The organism is Streptomyces sp. NPDC002328 (assembly GCF_042890065.1).
GTDB lineage: Bacteria > Actinomycetota > Actinomycetes > Streptomycetales > Streptomycetaceae > Streptomyces.
The window spans coordinates 59,712-75,177 of the sequence record NZ_JBIARQ010000002.1 but is presented as its reverse complement, the minus strand read 5'-3'; the positions used below and the strand labels follow the sequence as shown (position 1 = coordinate 75,177).

Sequence of the window (15,466 nt, the reverse complement as noted above, 5' to 3'; positions counted from 1 at the left end):
TACCCCCAGCGGTACGCAGCACAGCAGCACCGTCAACTCCATACCTACGTCGTATGCCGCCCGAGCATCACACGGCTCTCCCTTGCCGGGAGTTGCCCACCGGGCCCGCGCCTCCGTGACCCCGCAGTTGGAGGCCAGCGCCAAGGGGCACGATCGCGTCCGCCAGGGTCACCGAGGCGGGCGATGCTGGAAGGAAAACCGTGTGAGCCGGATCTCGGTCCGGGGATTCGCAGTGGCCTCGGCCACGGCGGTCACCGCTGTCGGAAGCGTCGTCGGCGTTGCCTCGGGCAGCACCGCGCAGCCCAACGACGCAGAAACGACGGCCGGCGACTCGACTCTCCTCGCGGACATACCGGTCGGCCAGCAGGCGCAGGTCCAGACCGCGTCCCTGACGCAGCAGGCCAGCGTCCAGGCGATCGCCGCCGACGAGAGCGCCAAGAAGGGCGCCGAGGAAGCCGCTCGCAAGGCCGCGGCCAAGACCGCCGTCGCCAAGAAGGAGGCCGCCGAGAAGGCGGCCAAGGAGGCGAAGGAGCGCGCCGAGGCCAAGTCCGCGGCGAGCCGCAGCTCGGCCGACTTCCCGATCCAGGACTCCTACACCGTCGCGCAGATCCAGGCGATGGCACGGCAGATGGTCCCCAGCGGGCAGTTCCAGTGCTTCAGCAACATCGTGGACCACGAGTCCGACTGGCGGATCGACGCGGTCAACCCCTCCTCGGGCGCCTACGGCCTCTTCCAGGCCCTGCCGGCCGGCAAGTACTCCTCCGCGGGCGCCGACTGGCGGACCAACCCGGCCACGCAGATCAAGTGGGGCCTGAACTACATGAACGACCGCTACGGCAGCCCCTGTGACGCCTGGTCGTTCTGGCAGGCCAACAACTGGTACTGAGCTCTCGCGGCTCCGGCCGCGCGCACCCTTCCATCTGACGACGCAGCAGTAAGGAAACCGTGTGAGCCGGATACCGGCCAGAGGATTCGCCGTGGTGTCGGCCACCGCGGTCACCACTGTCGGCGCGGTCATGGGCGTGGCCCAGGCCGGCACCGGACAGCCCGGCAACGAGGCCGAGACGAAGGCGAGCGACTCCACCCTCCTCGCCGACTTACCGGTAGGACAGCAGGCCCAGGTGCAGACGGCCTCGCTGACCCAGCAGGCCGACGCCCAGGCCATCGCCGCGGACTTCACCGCCCGCAAGTCGGCGGAGGAGTCGGCCCGCAAGCAGGCCGCCAAGGACGCGGTGGCCAAGCAGAAGGCCGCCGTGGCCAAGGAGAAGGCGGCCCAGGACGCCAAGGACCTCGCCGAGGCGCAGGCCAAGTCCGCCAAGGCCGCGGCCGACGACTCCGCCTCCTCGGGGACCTCGGGGAGCACCGGCAGCTTCCCGCAGCAGGCGTCGTACACCGTCTCCGAGGTCAAGGCCATCGCCCGGCAGATCGTGCCGAGCGGGCAGTTCCAGTGCTTCAGCAACATCGTGGACCACGAGTCCACTTGGAACTACCGGGCCGTCAACCCCTCCTCGGGCGCCTACGGTCTCGTCCAGGCCTACCCCGGGTCGAAGATGTCGTCCGTCGGCGCGGACTGGCGGACCAACCCGGCCACGCAGATCAAGTGGGGCCTGAACTACATGAACGACCGCTACGGCAGTCCCTGCGAGGCCTGGGACTTCTGGCTGGCCAACGGCTCCTACTGAGCCCCGCCCCGCCCTGGCGCTCCATCGGCGAAGAGCCCCTCCCCGTCCCCGGGTGAGGGGCTTTCGCACTGTACGGTCGGAGCCGAGGACTCCAGGGCGACTGGAGGGGGGGACCGGTGGGGAGAGACGGGGGAAGAGGACGGACATGTCGAGACTGCCAGGGTGGCTCGGTCGGCTGGGCGCCGGTCTGAGCGAGATGGGTGAGCGGCTCGACAAGCGCCGCGCCGAGGCCGAGCGGGAGGTCGAGGAGGCGGGACCGCCGCCGGAGCGCGGCGCCGAGACCTACGCCGAGGTCCTCCCCGAGGAACTGCCGCCGCGCGTCCCGCGCCCCGACCCCGCGCAGGTCGTGCCGTGGGGGGTGCGGGTCGCCGCCGAGGCGGGCTGGCGGCTGCTGGTGCTGGCGGGGACCGTCTGGGTCCTGATGAAGATCATCAGCGCGGTCCAACTCGTCGTGCTGGCCTTCGTGGTGTCGCTGCTGCTGACGGCGCTCCTGGAGCCCACCGTCGCCCGGCTCCGCCGGCGCGGGGTGCCCCAGGGGCTCGCGACCGCGCTGACGGGCATCCTCGGGTTCGTCGTCATCGGCCTGATGGGCTGGTTCGTGACCTGGCAGGTCATGGAGAACATCGACAACCTCTCCGACCAGGTCCAGGACGGCATCGAGGATCTGCGCCGCTGGCTGCTCAACAGCCCCTTCCACGTCACCGACAAGCAGATCAACGGCATCGCCCAGAACCTGCGCGAAGCGGTCGGAGCCAACACCGAGCAGATCACCTCGGCGGGCCTGGAGGGCGTCACCGTCGTCGTCGAGGCGCTCACCGGCATCCTGCTGGCGTTCTTCTCGACGCTGTTCCTGCTCTACGACGGCAAGCGGATCTGGGAGTGGACGCTGAAGCTGGTGCCCGCAGCGGCGCGGCCGGGCGTCGCCGGCGCGGGCCCGCGCGCGTGGGCGACGCTGACGGCGTACGTCCGCGGCACGGTGGTGGTCGCGCTCATCGACGCCATCTTCATCGGCCTCGGCATCTACTTCCTCGACGTGCCCATGGCGGTGCCGCTCGCCGTCTTCATCTTCCTGTTCTCCTTCATCCCGCTGGTCGGCGCGGTCGCCTCCGGCGCGCTCGCGGTGGTGGTGGCGCTGGTGACGCAGGGCGTGTTCACCGCGGTGATGACGCTGGCGGTGGTGCTGGCGGTGCAGCAGATCGAGGGGCACATCCTCCAGCCGTTCATCCTGGGGCGGGCGGTGCGGGTGCATCCGCTGGCCGTGGTGCTGGCGGTGGCCTGTGGTGGGTTGGTGGCGGGGATCGGGGGAGCGGTGGTGGCCGTGCCGCTGGTGGCCGTCACGAACACGGTGGTGGGGTATTTGCACGCGTATTCGCGGGAGGCGGCGGTGCGGCAGGCGCCGCGGCCTCGGGGGGCCACGGCTACGTCGGTGGCCCCGGTGAGCGCGCCGCCGGCGGAGGACCTACCTCCGGCTGCCCCGCCTTCGTGATACCGAGGTGTTCCCGTCCCTGGGGGCTCCGCCCCCAGACCCCCGGCCTATGCCCACCCACCGCCCGACTCGGTTGGGAAAAGGGTGAGGACATCCAGCCCGTCCGGCGTCTGAGGACGAGGCCCGTTCAGGGCCGAAGCGGGGGGTCTGGGGGGCGGCAGCCCCCCAGGCACGGGACGGGTAGGGGCGGCGGGGGCGACAAACGGGCGGGCCCCGCTCACCATCAAGTGAACGGGGCCCGCGGCACGTCGCACGGTTACTCGGAGAGGATCGACTCCGCGTCCAGCGTGACGCCGACCGCCTGGATCACCGAGGCGATCTTGAACGCCTCCTGGATCACCTCACGCTCGACGCCCGCCTTGCGCAGCACCTGCTCGTGCGAGTCGAGGCACATCCCGCAGCCGTTGATCGCGGAGACGGCGAACGACCACAGCTCGAAGTCGACCTTGTCGACCCCGGGGTTGCCGATGACGTTCATCCGCAGACCGGCCCGCAGATTGCCGTACTCGTGGTCGGACAGCAGATGCCGCGTCCGGTAGAACACGTTGTTCATCGCCATCACCGCGGCGGCGGACTTCGCGGCCGTGTACGCCTCCGGCGACAGGTTCGCCTTCGCCTCCGGCTCCAGCTCCCGCAGGACGATGGGGGAGCGCGAGGCGATCGCGGTCGCCAGCACCGTGCCCCACAGCTGCTGCGCGGGAAGGTCGGAGTTGCCGATGACCGAGCCCAGGTTGAGCTTCAGGTCCTTGGCGTAGTCAGGTATCCGCGCCTTCAGGGTGTCGAGGGCCATCTCAGATCACTCCCCGGCCAGCAGCGCGACCGCGTCGAGGGTGTCCTCGCCCTTGGTCCAGTTGCAGGGGCACAGCTCGTCGGTCTGGAGGGCGTCCAGGACCCGCAGGACCTCCTTGGGGTTCCGGCCGACGGAGCCCGCGGTGACCATCGTGAACTGGATCTCGCGGTTCGGGTCCACGACGAACACGGCGCGCTGCGCGAAGCCGTCCTCGCCCTCGATGCCGAGGTCGCGCATCAGCTCGTGCCGGGAGTCGGCGAGCATCGGGAACGGCAGGTCGGTCAGGTCCGGGTGGTCCTTGCGCCAGGCGTGGTGGACGAACTCGGAGTCACCGGAGAAGCCGAGGATCTGGGCGTCGCGGTCGGCGAACTCGTCGTTCAGCTTGCCGAACGCGGCGATCTCGGTCGGGCAGACGAAGGTGAAGTCCTTGGGCCATGCGAAGACCACCAGCCACTTGCCCTCGTAGGACTTGTGGTGGATCTGCTCGAACTCCTTGCCCTTCTCCAGCGAGACACAGGCCGTCAGCTCGAACTCGGGGAACTTGTCACCAACAGTGAGCACACGCTCTCCTTGCAGCGAAGAAGCGTCCGGATTGCGGACGCTTCCCATGGGTCGGACGAGTGCGACTCTGGCACAGGGTGCATTGATTAGAGAAATCGCTACACTCAGTCGGGTTGATCGGAGGTGGCTATCAGTGACCGTAGGTGAAGTGAGCCCCAACAGCCCCAGCAGCCCGAACGGACCGAACGGCCCGAAGGGGGTCGGCGTGGGCGCGGGCGCCAAGCGTCGCCTCCCCAGTCTCGCCCAGCTGCGCGCCTTCGCCGCCGTCGCCGAGCATCTGCACTTCCGGGACGCCGCCGCCGCCATCGGCGTGAGCCAGCCCGCCCTGTCCGGCGCCGTCTCCGCGCTGGAGGAGGCGCTCGGCGTGACCCTCCTCGAGCGTACGACCCGCAAGGTGCTGCTCTCACCGGCCGGCGAGCGGCTCGCCGTACGGGCCAAGGCGGTGCTGGAGGAGGTCGGCGCGCTGCTGGAGGAGGCCGAGGCGGTACGGGCGCCCTTCACCGGGGCCCTGCGCCTCGGGGTCATCCCCACCGTCGCGCCGTACCTGCTGCCCACCGTCCTGCGCCTGGTCCACGACCGCTATCCGCACCTCGACCTCCAGGTCCACGAGGAGCAGACCGCCAGCCTCGTCGACGGTCTGCACACCGGTCGGCTCGACCTGCTGCTCCTCGCCGTGCCCCTCGGCGTCCCCGGCACCGTCGAACTCCCCCTCTTCGACGAGGACTTCGTGCTCGTCACGCCCCTCGGCCACCCGCTCGGCGACCGTGACGGCATCCCGCGCGAGGCGCTCAGGGAGCTCAACCTGCTCCTCCTGGACGAGGGCCACTGCCTGCGCGACCAGGCGCTCGACATCTGCCGCGAGGCCGGGCGGGAGGACGCGCCGGTCACCACGACCGCCGCCGGGCTCTCCACGCTCGTCCAGCTCGTCGCCGGCGGCCTGGGCTGCACCCTGCTCCCGCGCACCGCCGTCACGGTCGAGACCAGCCGCAGCACCCAGCTCCTCACCGGCCGTTTCGCCGCGCCCGCGCCCACCCGGCGCATCGCCCTCGCCATGCGCGCGGGCTCCGCGCGCCGGGCGGAGTACACCGAGCTGGCCGACGCCCTGCGCGAGGCGCTGCGGCCACTGCCCGTGCGCGTTCTCGGGGCGACGCCCGGCCCATCACACTCGGTCAAATGAGCGCCGTACGAGGCGAATTGGAATTCCCCGGGAGAACCTGAAAGGGCAACTTCCGTCAGCTGAGGGCAGGTCGGAAATCCCTCGCTGGAATATGCGCCCCGGCTGATACACCTTCCCTCCTCAGTGCTACGCGTCAGGCGTATGTGCGACATGCCAAGGGGAGTGATGTCGGGCTACGAGCTGCTGGCACGCGAACTGGCCGCGTGCGGGCGTGACGGCTTCACCGGTGAGGTGCGGGTGTCCGGCTCGCCCGGCGGCGCGGTCCATCTGCGCGGCGGACTGGTCGTCGCCTTCGAGTCGCCGGGCGCGCCCGGAGCGGAGGCCCTGCTGCTGCGCTCCGGGCGGATCGGCGGCGAGGAGTGGGCCGGCCTGGTGCGCGAGTCCGGCGGATCGCGCTGGCCGGCCGCCGGGCTCGTCGCCAACGGCTACACGGGGGCCGCCCAGCTCCGGGTCGTCTGTGCGATGGCCCTCCAGGACGCCGCGTTCGCGGTCGTCGCGGGCAGCGTCGACGGCTGCGAACGCGGTCCGGGCGACGGCAGCCCGCCGGCCGCCGCCGTGGTGGGCGAACCGCCCACCCGGCTGCTCCAGGACGCGGCCCGCAAGGTCAACGCGCTGCTGGCACTGCCGTGCCCGGTCCGCCCGGAGCGCGAACGCCCGGTCCCCGCCTCGCTGTCCCGCGTCGCCGCCGGGCTGGGCGACCTCCGGCGGGAGCTGCTCCTGCACGCCGACGGTCGGCGCACCGCCCGTGACCTGGCCTTCCTCACCGGGCGCGGGGTCTACACGGTCACGGTGGAGGTGGCCCGGATGCTCGGGGAGGGGCTGCTGGAGTGCCCGGAGTCGCCCGCGCCGATCCCGGTCCGGCTCCCGCCCGACGGACAGCCGGTCCGCCCTCGCGAACCCGCGCCGCCCCCGCCCCTGCCCCCGCCTCCGCCCGCCCATGTCCCTTCCCCCGAACCGGCCGCGCTGCCCCGCCGCAGCCCCGGCGCCAGCGGCATCACCGAGGCGATCGACGGCGAACGGAACGGGACCGGCTGGAAGGAGTTCTTCCGACTGCGCAATCCGACGACGAGATAGCCCCGCCCACCAGCAAGCACCAGAACAGCCAACAGACAGACCAAGACAGAAAAAAGACAAAAAAAGACAGACAGTAGACGGTCATATGCGAAAAGAAATAAGGGAGTTCCATTCATGGACCACAAAGCCCTCACGCGGGAGATGCGCGGCCTGCGTGAGCAGGTGAGCGGCATCACCGACACCGCGGTCGCGGCGGCCGACGGCCTGCTCATCGCCGCCGACACCGCCGACTCCATCGACCCGGAGGGCCTCGCCGCCCTCGCCGCGGCCGGACTCGGCCTCGCCCGCCGCACCGCCGAGGCCACCTCCCGCGGCGCCCTGCACCGCACGGTCGCGTACGGCAGCCACGGCTGCGCAGCCTTCTACGCGGTCGGCGACACCGCGCTCATGGTCGTGCTCGGCGACGAGGGCATGGACGTGGAACGCCTGCACCGGGCGACCCAGCCGACCCTGCGCCGCATCGACCTGATCCTCACCGACCGGGCCGAGTGGCCCGTACACGCCGAGCAGTCCGTACACGCCGAGCAGTCCGTACACGCCGCGCGGCCCGAGAGGGCCGCCGAAGGAGTCTGAAAGGATGGCGACGAAGCGTATGACCCCCGGTTTTTCCGACCAGGTGATGGGCCTGGTCAAGTCGTTGCGCACGGATGCCCCCGACTGCGTCGCCTCCGGCGTCGTCGACATGTCGACCGGCATGCTCCTGTCCTACGAGACCGTCGACAACCACCCGCCCGAGGTCCTCGACCTGCTCGCGGGCGCGACCCTCGACCTGTTCCAGGGACGGACGGTCGTGATGATCGAGGACGTCTTCAAGGAGCGCCGCGGGATCGCCAGCGACAACCACTTCTTCCAGGAGATCCTCGTCAACAGCGAGAACCTCACCCACCTGTTCGTGAGGATGACCGAGCAGCAGGACGTCGTCGCGGTGGTCGTCTGCCGCAAGTCGGTCAATGTGGGCATGCTGTTCGCCCAGGTCCGCAGGGTGGTGAAGGAGTACCGGCTCTGAGCGGCCGGTCCGGACCGGCCGAAGGCCCCTCCCCGGACAGGGAGGGGCCTTCGGCCGGTGCGGGCCCGCACCGGTGCGGGCTACTCCGTGCGCAGCCCGTCCGGCCGCATCAGCCGCAGCAGCGGCGGCAGGCTCAGCAGCGTCACCACCAGGACGACCGCGGCGCCGGCGCCGGTCATCGCCGCCACGCTCGCCCAGTCCACGCTGACCGGTGTCTCGGTCATCTTCAGCAGCACCGTGCCCAGCGTGATCCCCACCAGCGCGGCCAGCAGCAGGCCCAGCCCGATCGGGATCGCCGTCTGCCACAGCACCGACAGGCTCAGCGTGCGGCGCCGGGTGCCGAAGGCGACCAGCGAGGACAGCAGCTTGCGGCGCTCGCGCAACTGCTCCAGCTGCGACACCAGCAGGCTCGCGCCGATCAGCGCCAGGACGCAGATCGCGCCGACGAACAGGCCGGAGCGGATCGAGGTGAACGTCTCGTCCTGCCGGGTGGCGTACCAGTTCAGCGGGTCGGACAGCGGATCCACCCGGAACGCCGTGTTGCGGGCGTACTCGAACGCGTCGGGCACGGACTCGTCGATCGAGAGGTAGATCTCCCCGTGGACCAGCTTCTCGGCCGCCTTGGGCAGCGCGCTCGGCGTCATCAGGAAGCCGCCGCGCTCCCAGCCGGTCAGGCCCTTCATCGACTGGGCCGGTACGACGCCCTGGGGGACGGTCCAGACGACCTCCGTACCGTTCTCGGGATCGGAGTCGTCGAGATACAGCTTCTTGCCGGGCCGGTTCAGCTTCACCCCGTCGCTGCCGTCTTCGGTGCCGTCGAGAACGAACAGGTCGCCGTCCTTGCACGAGGGCAGCTTCGCCAGCTCGCGCAGGGCCGGGCAGTCGCCCACGGTCAGCTGGGCGACCGACTCCGGGCCGTTCCCGCCCTTCCAGGAGGCGTCGCCCAGATATCCCTCCCACAGGGCCGTGACCTTGCGGACGGCCTTGGTGTCGGCGAAGCTCTGGGCGGTCGCGGCGACCGGGGCGCCGTCCGGCACGCTGACCTGCATCTGCGCCTGGCTGACGTCCTTGCCGGTGTCCTCGGTGTAGTCGCTCTCCACACCCGCGAACAGCATCTGGAGCGCGATCGCCCCGGCCACCGCCACCGCGATGCCGTTGACCGTACGAGCCGCCGTGCCACTGCTCAACTGGAGCCTTCGCACGGCGAGTTGCCAGGCGACACCGCCCGATCCGAGCCGGGCGACGACCGTCTCCACCAGCCAGGGCAGCAGTGCGGTGATCCCGACGAGGAGCAGCAGGACGCCGCCCATCACCAGGTACTCGTTGAAGGTGCCGTTGCCGCGCCCCTGTCCGATCATCGGGTAGAGCATCGCGAGACCGGCCAGCGGCAGCAGCAGCCGCCACCACAGCCGACGCCGCGTGGGCTTCGCCGTACGCACCACGCCGAGCGGTTCGATCACCACACCGCGCAGCGCGAAGAGCGTCACCAGGACAGCGGCCCCCGGCACCGCCAGCGCGACCAGCGCGGCCAGCGTGGGGGAGGGGTCGAGGTAGCTGGGCCACACGCTCACGCCCATCACCTCGACGGAGCCCGCCACCTGACGGCCGATCAGGAAGAAGACCGTGCCGAAGACCAGGCCGAGCAGCGCGCCCGCCATCGCCTCGCCCGCCGCTGTGCGCCGGGTCATCCAGCCGTCCGAACCGATCAGCCTCAGGGCCGCGAGCCTGCGGTCCCGCCGCTCGCCGCCGAACCGCACGGCCGCCGCGATGAACACGGCCACCGGCATCAGCAGCACGATGATCATGACGAGGACCAGCAGGACCAGCACCGGGTCGGTTTCCTCGGTCGTCGGGTTCGGGTTTCCGAACTCCTTCAGCCGGGTCGCCCCCGCGCCGTCGACGCGCGCGGCGAGCCCGGAACCGCCCGTGTAGTAGGCGAGTTCCTGGGAGCCCACCAGCCCGCTCTCCCCGATGGTCCCGACGACGCGGTACGGCACCCGCTTCCGCAGCAGCGCCCCACCGTCGGAGTCGAGCAGCTCCTTCAACGCGGGCGAGACCACCATGTCGCCCTTCGCCGGGAACCGGCTCAGGCCGGGCGGCAGCGGGGCGCGCGGCCCTTCCGGCTCCACCAGCCGGCCGCGTACCTGCTTCTCGCGGAACGTCGTGTCGGCCTCCGCGACCAGCAGGGTGTCGTCGGCCTTGGGCAGCGACTCATCGGTGAACTGCCAGTCCAGCCGGGACTGTTCACGGTCGTCTCGTACCGACAGCGCGTTCGGTACCGCCGTCGTCAGCAGCAGGACCGCCACGCCCAGCCCGACCCCGACCGCGGTCAGCAGGGCCCGTATCCATCCCTCCCGCCCTCCGCCGAAGGCGAACCGGACCCCCTGGCCCAGGTCTCTGCCCCACTGGCGTGGGTTCATACGACCCGCTCCATGTCCCGCGACTTGCCGTCCCGTACGACGATCTCGCGGTCGGAGTAGGCGGCCACCCGCGCCTCGTGCGTCACCAGCACCACGGCCGCGTTGGTCGAGCGGGCCGCCTCGGTGAGCAGTTCCATCACGCGTTCGCCGTTGAGCGAGTCCAGCGCGCCGGTCGGCTCGTCGGCGAACACCACCCGCGGGCTGGTCACCAGCGAGCGCGCCACCGCCACCCGCTGCCCCTGTCCGCCGGATACCTCTCCGGGCCGCTTCTTGGCGAGGCCGTCGACCTCCAGCCGCTCCATCCAGGCCAGCGCGGTCCGTTCGGCCTGCTTGCGCGCGGTGCCGTTCAGCCGCAGCGGCAGCGCCACGTTCTCCACACAGGTCAGCTCCGGCACCAACTGGCCGAACTGGAACACGAACCCGAACTCGGTCCGGCGCAACGCACTGCGCCGGGCGTCGTTCATCGTGGCCAGATCCTGCCCGTCGTAGAGGATCGACCCGGAGTCGGGCGGGACGATCCCGGCGAGGCAGTGCAGCAGTGTGGACTTGCCGGACCCGGAGGGGCCCATCACGGCGACGACCTCGCCGGGGTGGATGGAGAACTCGGCGCCGTCCAGCGCCATCGTCGGCCCGTACGCCTTGCGCAGGTCGTGTGCGGCCAACAGGGATCCCGCGGGAGCCTTCACGCGGTCACCGCCTCTCGGAGCTTGTCGAGGCGCGCGGCGGTCAGTTCCAGCCAGCGCAGATCGGCCTCCAGGTGGAACAGGGCGTGGTCGCAGATCAGCTGGTCGGCGAGGTCGCCCCGGCGTTTGCGGTCGGTCAGGATGCGCATGCTGCGCAGATGCTCGGAACGCTGGGTGTCCAGGATGTCGGCCGCGTCGCGGTGGGTGAGCAGCGCCAGGACGACCTTGGTGTAGAGCGTCGACTGGAGGTACAGCTCGGGCTTCTCCGGCGTCGCGAGCCAGCGGGCGACGTCGGTGACCCCGGCGTCGGTGATCGCGTACCGCTTGCGCTCGGGACCGCCGCCCGCCTCGACGGCGTCGACTTCGACGAGTCCGTTCTTCAGCAGCCGGGACATCGTCGAGTAGACCTGGCCGTAGTGCAGCGGCCGGTCGTGACCGAACTTCTCGTCGAAGGCCCGCTTCAGGTCGTAACCGTGGCGGGGCCCGGACTCCAGGAGGCCGAGCAGAGTGTGACCGATGGACATGCCAAGGACTGTACATGCGGTGTATACCCGGGGTGTATACGACGCGTGCGTAGACGGTGGCGAAGAGTGCGAGAGCGCAGGTCGGCTGTGATTGTCACCGTTTCGCTACAGCGCCGGCGGGGGTCCCGACGGAGGCTTGGGGGGCGTCTCCCCGGACGGCCGTCCGCGCCGGGGGATCGGCCCGGTGTCGCGGGGCAGTCTCCCGGCTTCCGCGAGAGCGCGCCGCAGCAGGAACTCGATCTGCGCGTTGGCGGACCGCAGCTCTTCCCCGGCCCACCGGGCGAGCGCCTCGTACACCAGCGGGTCGAGCCGCAGCAGCACCTGCTTGCGCTGCTGCGGCCGACGCCGAGGGGCAGACCCCTCCTCGGGCGGGGTCACTGGTAGAGCGTCCCGGTGTTGAGCACCGGCTGGGGCGCCCGGTCCCCGCAGAGCACCACCATCAGGTTGGACACCATCGCCGCCTTCCGCTCCTCGTCCAGTTCCACGATGTCCTGCTCGGCGATCCGCTGGAGCGCCGCCTCCACCATGCCGACCGCGCCGTCCACGATCTCGCGCCGGGCCGCGACCACCGCGCCCGCCTGCTGCCGCTGGAGCATCGCGGAGGCGATCTCCGGGGCGTAGGCGAGGTGGGTGAAGCGGGACTCGATGATCTGCACCCCGGCCGCCTCCACGCGCGCGTGGAGCTCGACGGCGAGCTTCTCGGTGATCTCCTCGGCGTTGCCGCGCAGTGAGAGCTCGCCCTCGTCATGGGCGTCGTAGGGGTACTCGATGGCGATGTGCCGGACCGCGGCCTCGGTCTGGGTGGCGACGAACTCCAGGAAGTCGTCCACCTCGAAGCTGGCCTGGGCGGTGTCCTGCACCTTCCACACCACGACCGCGGCGAGCTCGATCGGGTTGCCGTAGGCGTCGTTGACCTTCAGCACCGAGGTCTCGTGGTTGCGCACACGCGTGGAGATCTTCTCGCGGGACGTCAGCGGGTTCACCCAGCGCAGCCCGTCCTCGCGGATGGTCCCCCGGTAGCGGCCGAAGAGCTGCACCACGCGGGCCTCGCCCGGCGCGACCATGTTCAGCCCGCACATCGCGAGGAAGGCGGCCACGGCCACCACGATGCCGCCGACGATCAGCGAGGCCTTGACGGCGTCCGCGGTCGCCGCCGCGCCGGCCAGGATCAGCCCGGTGCCGGCCAGCAGCCCCGTGAGGCCGCTCAGCAGGGCGAGTCCGCCGCCCACGCTGCGCGCCGGGAACTCGTGCACGTGCGGGGTGGGCATCTCGGGTGTGTCGACGGTGGCCGACGGGTCGTGCGCGGACATGGGGGTCCCCCGTTTCTCGAACTCAGCTTCGTTCTAGCTAAGTGATATCACTTTACCTCCCGGCAGCAACCCTGAACCCCTCTCGCACGTCGAATTCCTATGAACGGTGGGCCGGTTCCACCGAGCGGGGTGCTGATTCTCACCCCCGCCCCGGGCCGGATCGAGAGCCCTTTGTCATAGAGAGCGGTGTTAGCTTTCTGAGCTGACCAGTCTCCGGGCACTGGTGTGACAGCCGAGTAGGAAGCGGAGCGAGCGGACTCATGGGACGAGCGGACGACAGACGAGCGCGCCAGCGCGGTGGCCGCCGCGCGGCGCCCAAGAACCGTTCGTCACGGACGGACGCCCCGCCGACGCGCAGCGAGACCGTGTCGCCGGCCGAGAGCGCGCCGGCCGCCGCCGGCGCCGCCACGGGTGCCGCCGCGGGCGCCGCCGCGACCGGCGGACGCGCGGCCGCCCGCCGGGGCGCCAAGAAGGGCGCGAAGGCCGGCCAGGCGGGCGAGGCGGGCAAGGCCGACCGCAGCCTCATACGCCGCATGTTCACCTGGAAGAAGGTGCTCGGCACGTTCCTCGCCGTGTGTGTGCTCACCATCGGCGCCTTCATCCTGCTGTACATGACGACGCCGATCCCCGACACGGCGAACGCGGACGCCCAACTGCAGAGCAACGTCTACAAGTACAGCGACGGCACGCTCCTCACCCGCGAGGGCAAGCTCAACCGCGAGAACGTCGACCTCGCCGACGTCCCCAAGGCCGTCCAGCGCACGTTCGTCGCCGCCGAGAACAAGTCCTTCTACGACGACGCCGGCGTCGACCTGCGCGGCACCGCGCGCGGTGTGCTCAACACGGTCATGGGCAAGGGCGCGCAGGGCGGTTCGACGATCACCCAGCAGTACGTCAAGAACTACTACCTGACCCAGGAACAGACCGTCACGCGCAAGCTGAAGGAACTGGTCATCTCCCTGAAGCTGGACCGGGAGGAGTCCAAGGAGTACATCCTGGCGGGCTACATCAACACCAGCTACTACGGCCGCGGCGCCTACGGCATCCAGGCCGCCGCCCAGGCGTACTACCGCGTCGACGCCGACAAGCTCACCGTTCCGCAGGGCGCCTACCTCGCCGCGCTGCTCCAGGCCCCCAGCCAGTACGACTGGCACGCCGCCTCCGACACCGGCAAGAGGCTGGTCCAGCAGCGCTGGAACTACGTCCTGAACAACATGGTCGAGCAGAAGTGGCTCGACAAGACCGAGCGCGCCGGCATGACGTTCCCGGTGCCGAAGGAGCCCAAGGCCGCCCCCGGCATGCAGGGCCAGGTCGGCTACCTGGTGGACGCGGCCAACGGCGAGCTGGAGAAGCAGCTCGTCTCCCAGGGCGTCGCGTCGAACGCCAAGGAGGCCGAGGCGATGGTCAACGCCGGCGGCTGGAACATCACGCTCAACATCGACAAGAAGAAGCAGCAGGCGCTGGAGGCCTCCGTCAAGGACCAGCTCACCAGCAAGCTGGACCCGAAGGAGCGCTCGGTCGATGCCGACGTCCAGGCCGGCGCCGCGTCGGTGGACCCGAAGACGGGCGCGGTCGTGGCGATGTACGGCGGCGTGGACTACATCAAGCACTACGTCAACAACGCCACCCGCACCGACTACCAGCCCGCCTCCACCTTCAAGCCGGTGATCCTGGCCGCGGCCCTGGACAAGGCCGCCAAGACCCAGGACGGCGACGAGATCACCGCGAACTCCGTCTACGACGGCACCAGCAAGCGCCCGGTCGAGGGCAGCGACATCGGCTTCGCCCCGGAGAACGAGGACGACGTCGACTACGGCGACGTCACCGTCCAGACCGCGATGAACAAGTCCATCAACTCCGTCTTCGCGCAGATGGGCGTCGACGTCGGCATGGACGAGGTGCTGAAGACCGCGAGCGACCTCGGCATGGACACCGAGGACCTGAAGGCGGTGCCCGCCCAGACCCTCGGCACCATGGGCGCGAGCCCCCTCCAGATGGCCGGCGTCTACGCCACCCTCGACAACCACGGCAAGAAGGTCACCCCGACCCTCATCAAGTCGGCCGAGAACAGCGCCCATTCGGTGAAGGCGGCCGACGCGATCGGCGAGTCGGTCATCAGCCGCGAGGCCGCCGACTCGGTCACCTCGGTCCTCACGGGCGTGGTCGACGACGGCACGGCCAAGAAGTCGGTGCGGGACAACGCCCTGCGCAAGGGACAGAAGGTCGCGGGCAAGACGGGCACCTCCGACAACAACAAGTCGGCCTGGTTCACCGGCTACACCCCCGACCTGGTCACCTCGGTCGGCCTGTTCGGCGAGTCCGCCAAGCCCCCGCACCCCCAGGTCCCGCTGACCGGCGCGACGAACGGCCTGAAGTCCGACGAGGGCCGCGTCAACGGCGGCGGCTTCCCGGCGCAGATCTGGGCGGCGTACACCTTCGGCGTCTCCACCAAGGTCAGCAAGTTCGACCTGGAGACCGACCAGGGCGCGGCGGTCCAGACCTCGTCGCCGTCCCCGAGCGCGTCCTCGTCGCCGTCGGAGAAGCCCTCGCAGTCGCCGAGCAGCTCGCCGTCGCCGAGCAGCTCGCCGTCCCGGAGCCCCTCGCCGTCCCAGACGCCGACCACGCAGGAGCCGTCGGAGTCGCCCACGACGAGCGAGCCGTCCGAGTCGCCCACGACGGGCGGGCCGTCGACGGAGCCCCCGGAGAACCCGCTGGATCCCCAACTGGGGCAAGGGGAGCAGTAAGGCGGCAGC

At 70.7% G+C, this 15,466-nt stretch carries 15 protein-coding genes; 8 read left to right on the top strand and 7 right to left on the bottom strand.

The genetic code is table 11. The features are described from left to right. The first annotated feature begins 202 nt into the window (after positions 1-202). The 3 genes from ACFYX4_RS06705 (at position 203) to ACFYX4_RS06695 (ending at position 3,168) form a co-directional block, all read left to right on the top strand. The gene (locus ACFYX4_RS06705; RefSeq protein WP_389327029.1) at positions 203-886 is read left to right on the top strand and encodes a transglycosylase SLT domain-containing protein; all 684 of its coding nucleotides are present in this window, start codon (positions 203-205) and stop codon (positions 884-886) included. Positions 887-947: 61 nt separating this feature from the next. Then, a complete protein-coding gene (locus tag ACFYX4_RS06700) occupies positions 948-1,682 on the top strand; it encodes a transglycosylase SLT domain-containing protein (protein WP_389327025.1) in 735 nt (244 codons plus the stop codon). A gap of 145 nt (positions 1,683-1,827) precedes the next feature. Then, positions 1,828-3,168 carry an AI-2E family transporter gene (locus ACFYX4_RS06695; protein ID WP_389327022.1) on the top strand — a complete coding sequence of 447 codons (1,341 nt, stop codon included), beginning with the start codon at positions 1,828-1,830 and terminating at the stop codon, positions 3,166-3,168. 256 nt (positions 3,169-3,424) lie between these two features. Here the strand turns inward: ACFYX4_RS06695 and ACFYX4_RS06690 are convergent, their stop codons facing one another. Then, a complete protein-coding gene (locus tag ACFYX4_RS06690) occupies positions 3,425-3,958 on the bottom strand; it encodes an alkyl hydroperoxide reductase (protein ID WP_389327019.1) in 534 nt (177 codons plus the stop codon). Positions 3,959-3,964: 6 nt separating this feature from the next. Beyond that, positions 3,965-4,519: a peroxiredoxin gene (locus ACFYX4_RS06685; RefSeq protein ID WP_389327015.1), complete on the bottom strand. Its 555-nt coding sequence runs from the start codon at positions 4,517-4,519 to the stop codon at positions 3,965-3,967. Positions 4,520-4,724: 205 nt separating this feature from the next. Between ACFYX4_RS06685 and ACFYX4_RS06680 the strand changes: the two genes are divergently transcribed. The 4 genes from ACFYX4_RS06680 to ACFYX4_RS06665 all read left to right on the top strand — a co-directional run bounded on the left by ACFYX4_RS06680 (position 4,725) and on the right by ACFYX4_RS06665 (position 7,776). Further along, positions 4,725-5,696 carry a LysR substrate-binding domain-containing protein gene (locus ACFYX4_RS06680; protein ID WP_389328599.1) on the top strand — a complete coding sequence of 324 codons (972 nt, stop codon included), beginning with the start codon at positions 4,725-4,727 and terminating at the stop codon, positions 5,694-5,696. A 165-nt stretch (positions 5,697-5,861) separates the two neighbouring features. Next, positions 5,862-6,770, top strand: coding sequence for a MarR family transcriptional regulator (locus ACFYX4_RS06675; protein ID WP_389327012.1), 909 nt, complete (start codon positions 5,862-5,864; stop codon positions 6,768-6,770). Positions 6,771-6,884: 114 nt separating this feature from the next. Next, positions 6,885-7,343 carry a roadblock/LC7 domain-containing protein gene (locus ACFYX4_RS06670; protein WP_389327009.1) on the top strand — a complete coding sequence of 153 codons (459 nt, stop codon included), beginning with the start codon at positions 6,885-6,887 and terminating at the stop codon, positions 7,341-7,343. A gap of 4 nt (positions 7,344-7,347) precedes the next feature. Continuing rightward, positions 7,348-7,776: a hypothetical protein gene (locus ACFYX4_RS06665; RefSeq protein WP_389327006.1), complete on the top strand. Its 429-nt coding sequence runs from the start codon at positions 7,348-7,350 to the stop codon at positions 7,774-7,776. A gap of 80 nt (positions 7,777-7,856) precedes the next feature. Here ACFYX4_RS06665 and ACFYX4_RS06660 read toward each other — a convergent pair whose 3' ends face one another. The 5 genes from ACFYX4_RS06660 to ACFYX4_RS06640 form a co-directional block, all read right to left on the bottom strand. Next, entirely contained in the window at positions 7,857-10,196 is a 2,340-nt protein-coding gene (locus ACFYX4_RS06660) for an ABC transporter permease (protein WP_389327003.1), read from the bottom strand. After that, the gene (locus tag ACFYX4_RS06655; RefSeq protein ID WP_389327000.1) at positions 10,193-10,882 is read right to left on the bottom strand and encodes an ABC transporter ATP-binding protein; all 690 of its coding nucleotides are present in this window, start codon (positions 10,880-10,882) and stop codon (positions 10,193-10,195) included. Before ACFYX4_RS06655 ends, ACFYX4_RS06660 begins: the two co-directional genes overlap by 4 nt. Then, the gene (locus ACFYX4_RS06650; protein ID WP_389326997.1) at positions 10,879-11,403 is read right to left on the bottom strand and encodes a PadR family transcriptional regulator; all 525 of its coding nucleotides are present in this window, start codon (positions 11,401-11,403) and stop codon (positions 10,879-10,881) included. Before ACFYX4_RS06650 ends, ACFYX4_RS06655 begins: the two co-directional genes overlap by 4 nt. A gap of 105 nt (positions 11,404-11,508) precedes the next feature. Beyond that, a complete protein-coding gene (locus ACFYX4_RS06645; protein WP_389326994.1) occupies positions 11,509-11,781 on the bottom strand; it encodes a hypothetical protein in 273 nt (90 codons plus the stop codon). Further along, positions 11,778-12,713, bottom strand: a complete 936-nt coding sequence (locus ACFYX4_RS06640; RefSeq protein ID WP_389326991.1) for an SPFH domain-containing protein — start codon at positions 12,711-12,713, stop codon at positions 11,778-11,780. Before ACFYX4_RS06640 ends, ACFYX4_RS06645 begins: the two co-directional genes overlap by 4 nt. Before the next feature lie 260 nt (positions 12,714-12,973). Here ACFYX4_RS06640 and ACFYX4_RS06635 point away from each other — a divergent pair, with 260 nt between their 5' ends. Beyond that, positions 12,974-15,457, top strand: a complete 2,484-nt coding sequence (locus ACFYX4_RS06635; protein WP_389326988.1) for a transglycosylase domain-containing protein — start codon at positions 12,974-12,976, stop codon at positions 15,455-15,457. Positions 15,458-15,466 lie beyond the last annotated feature (9 nt).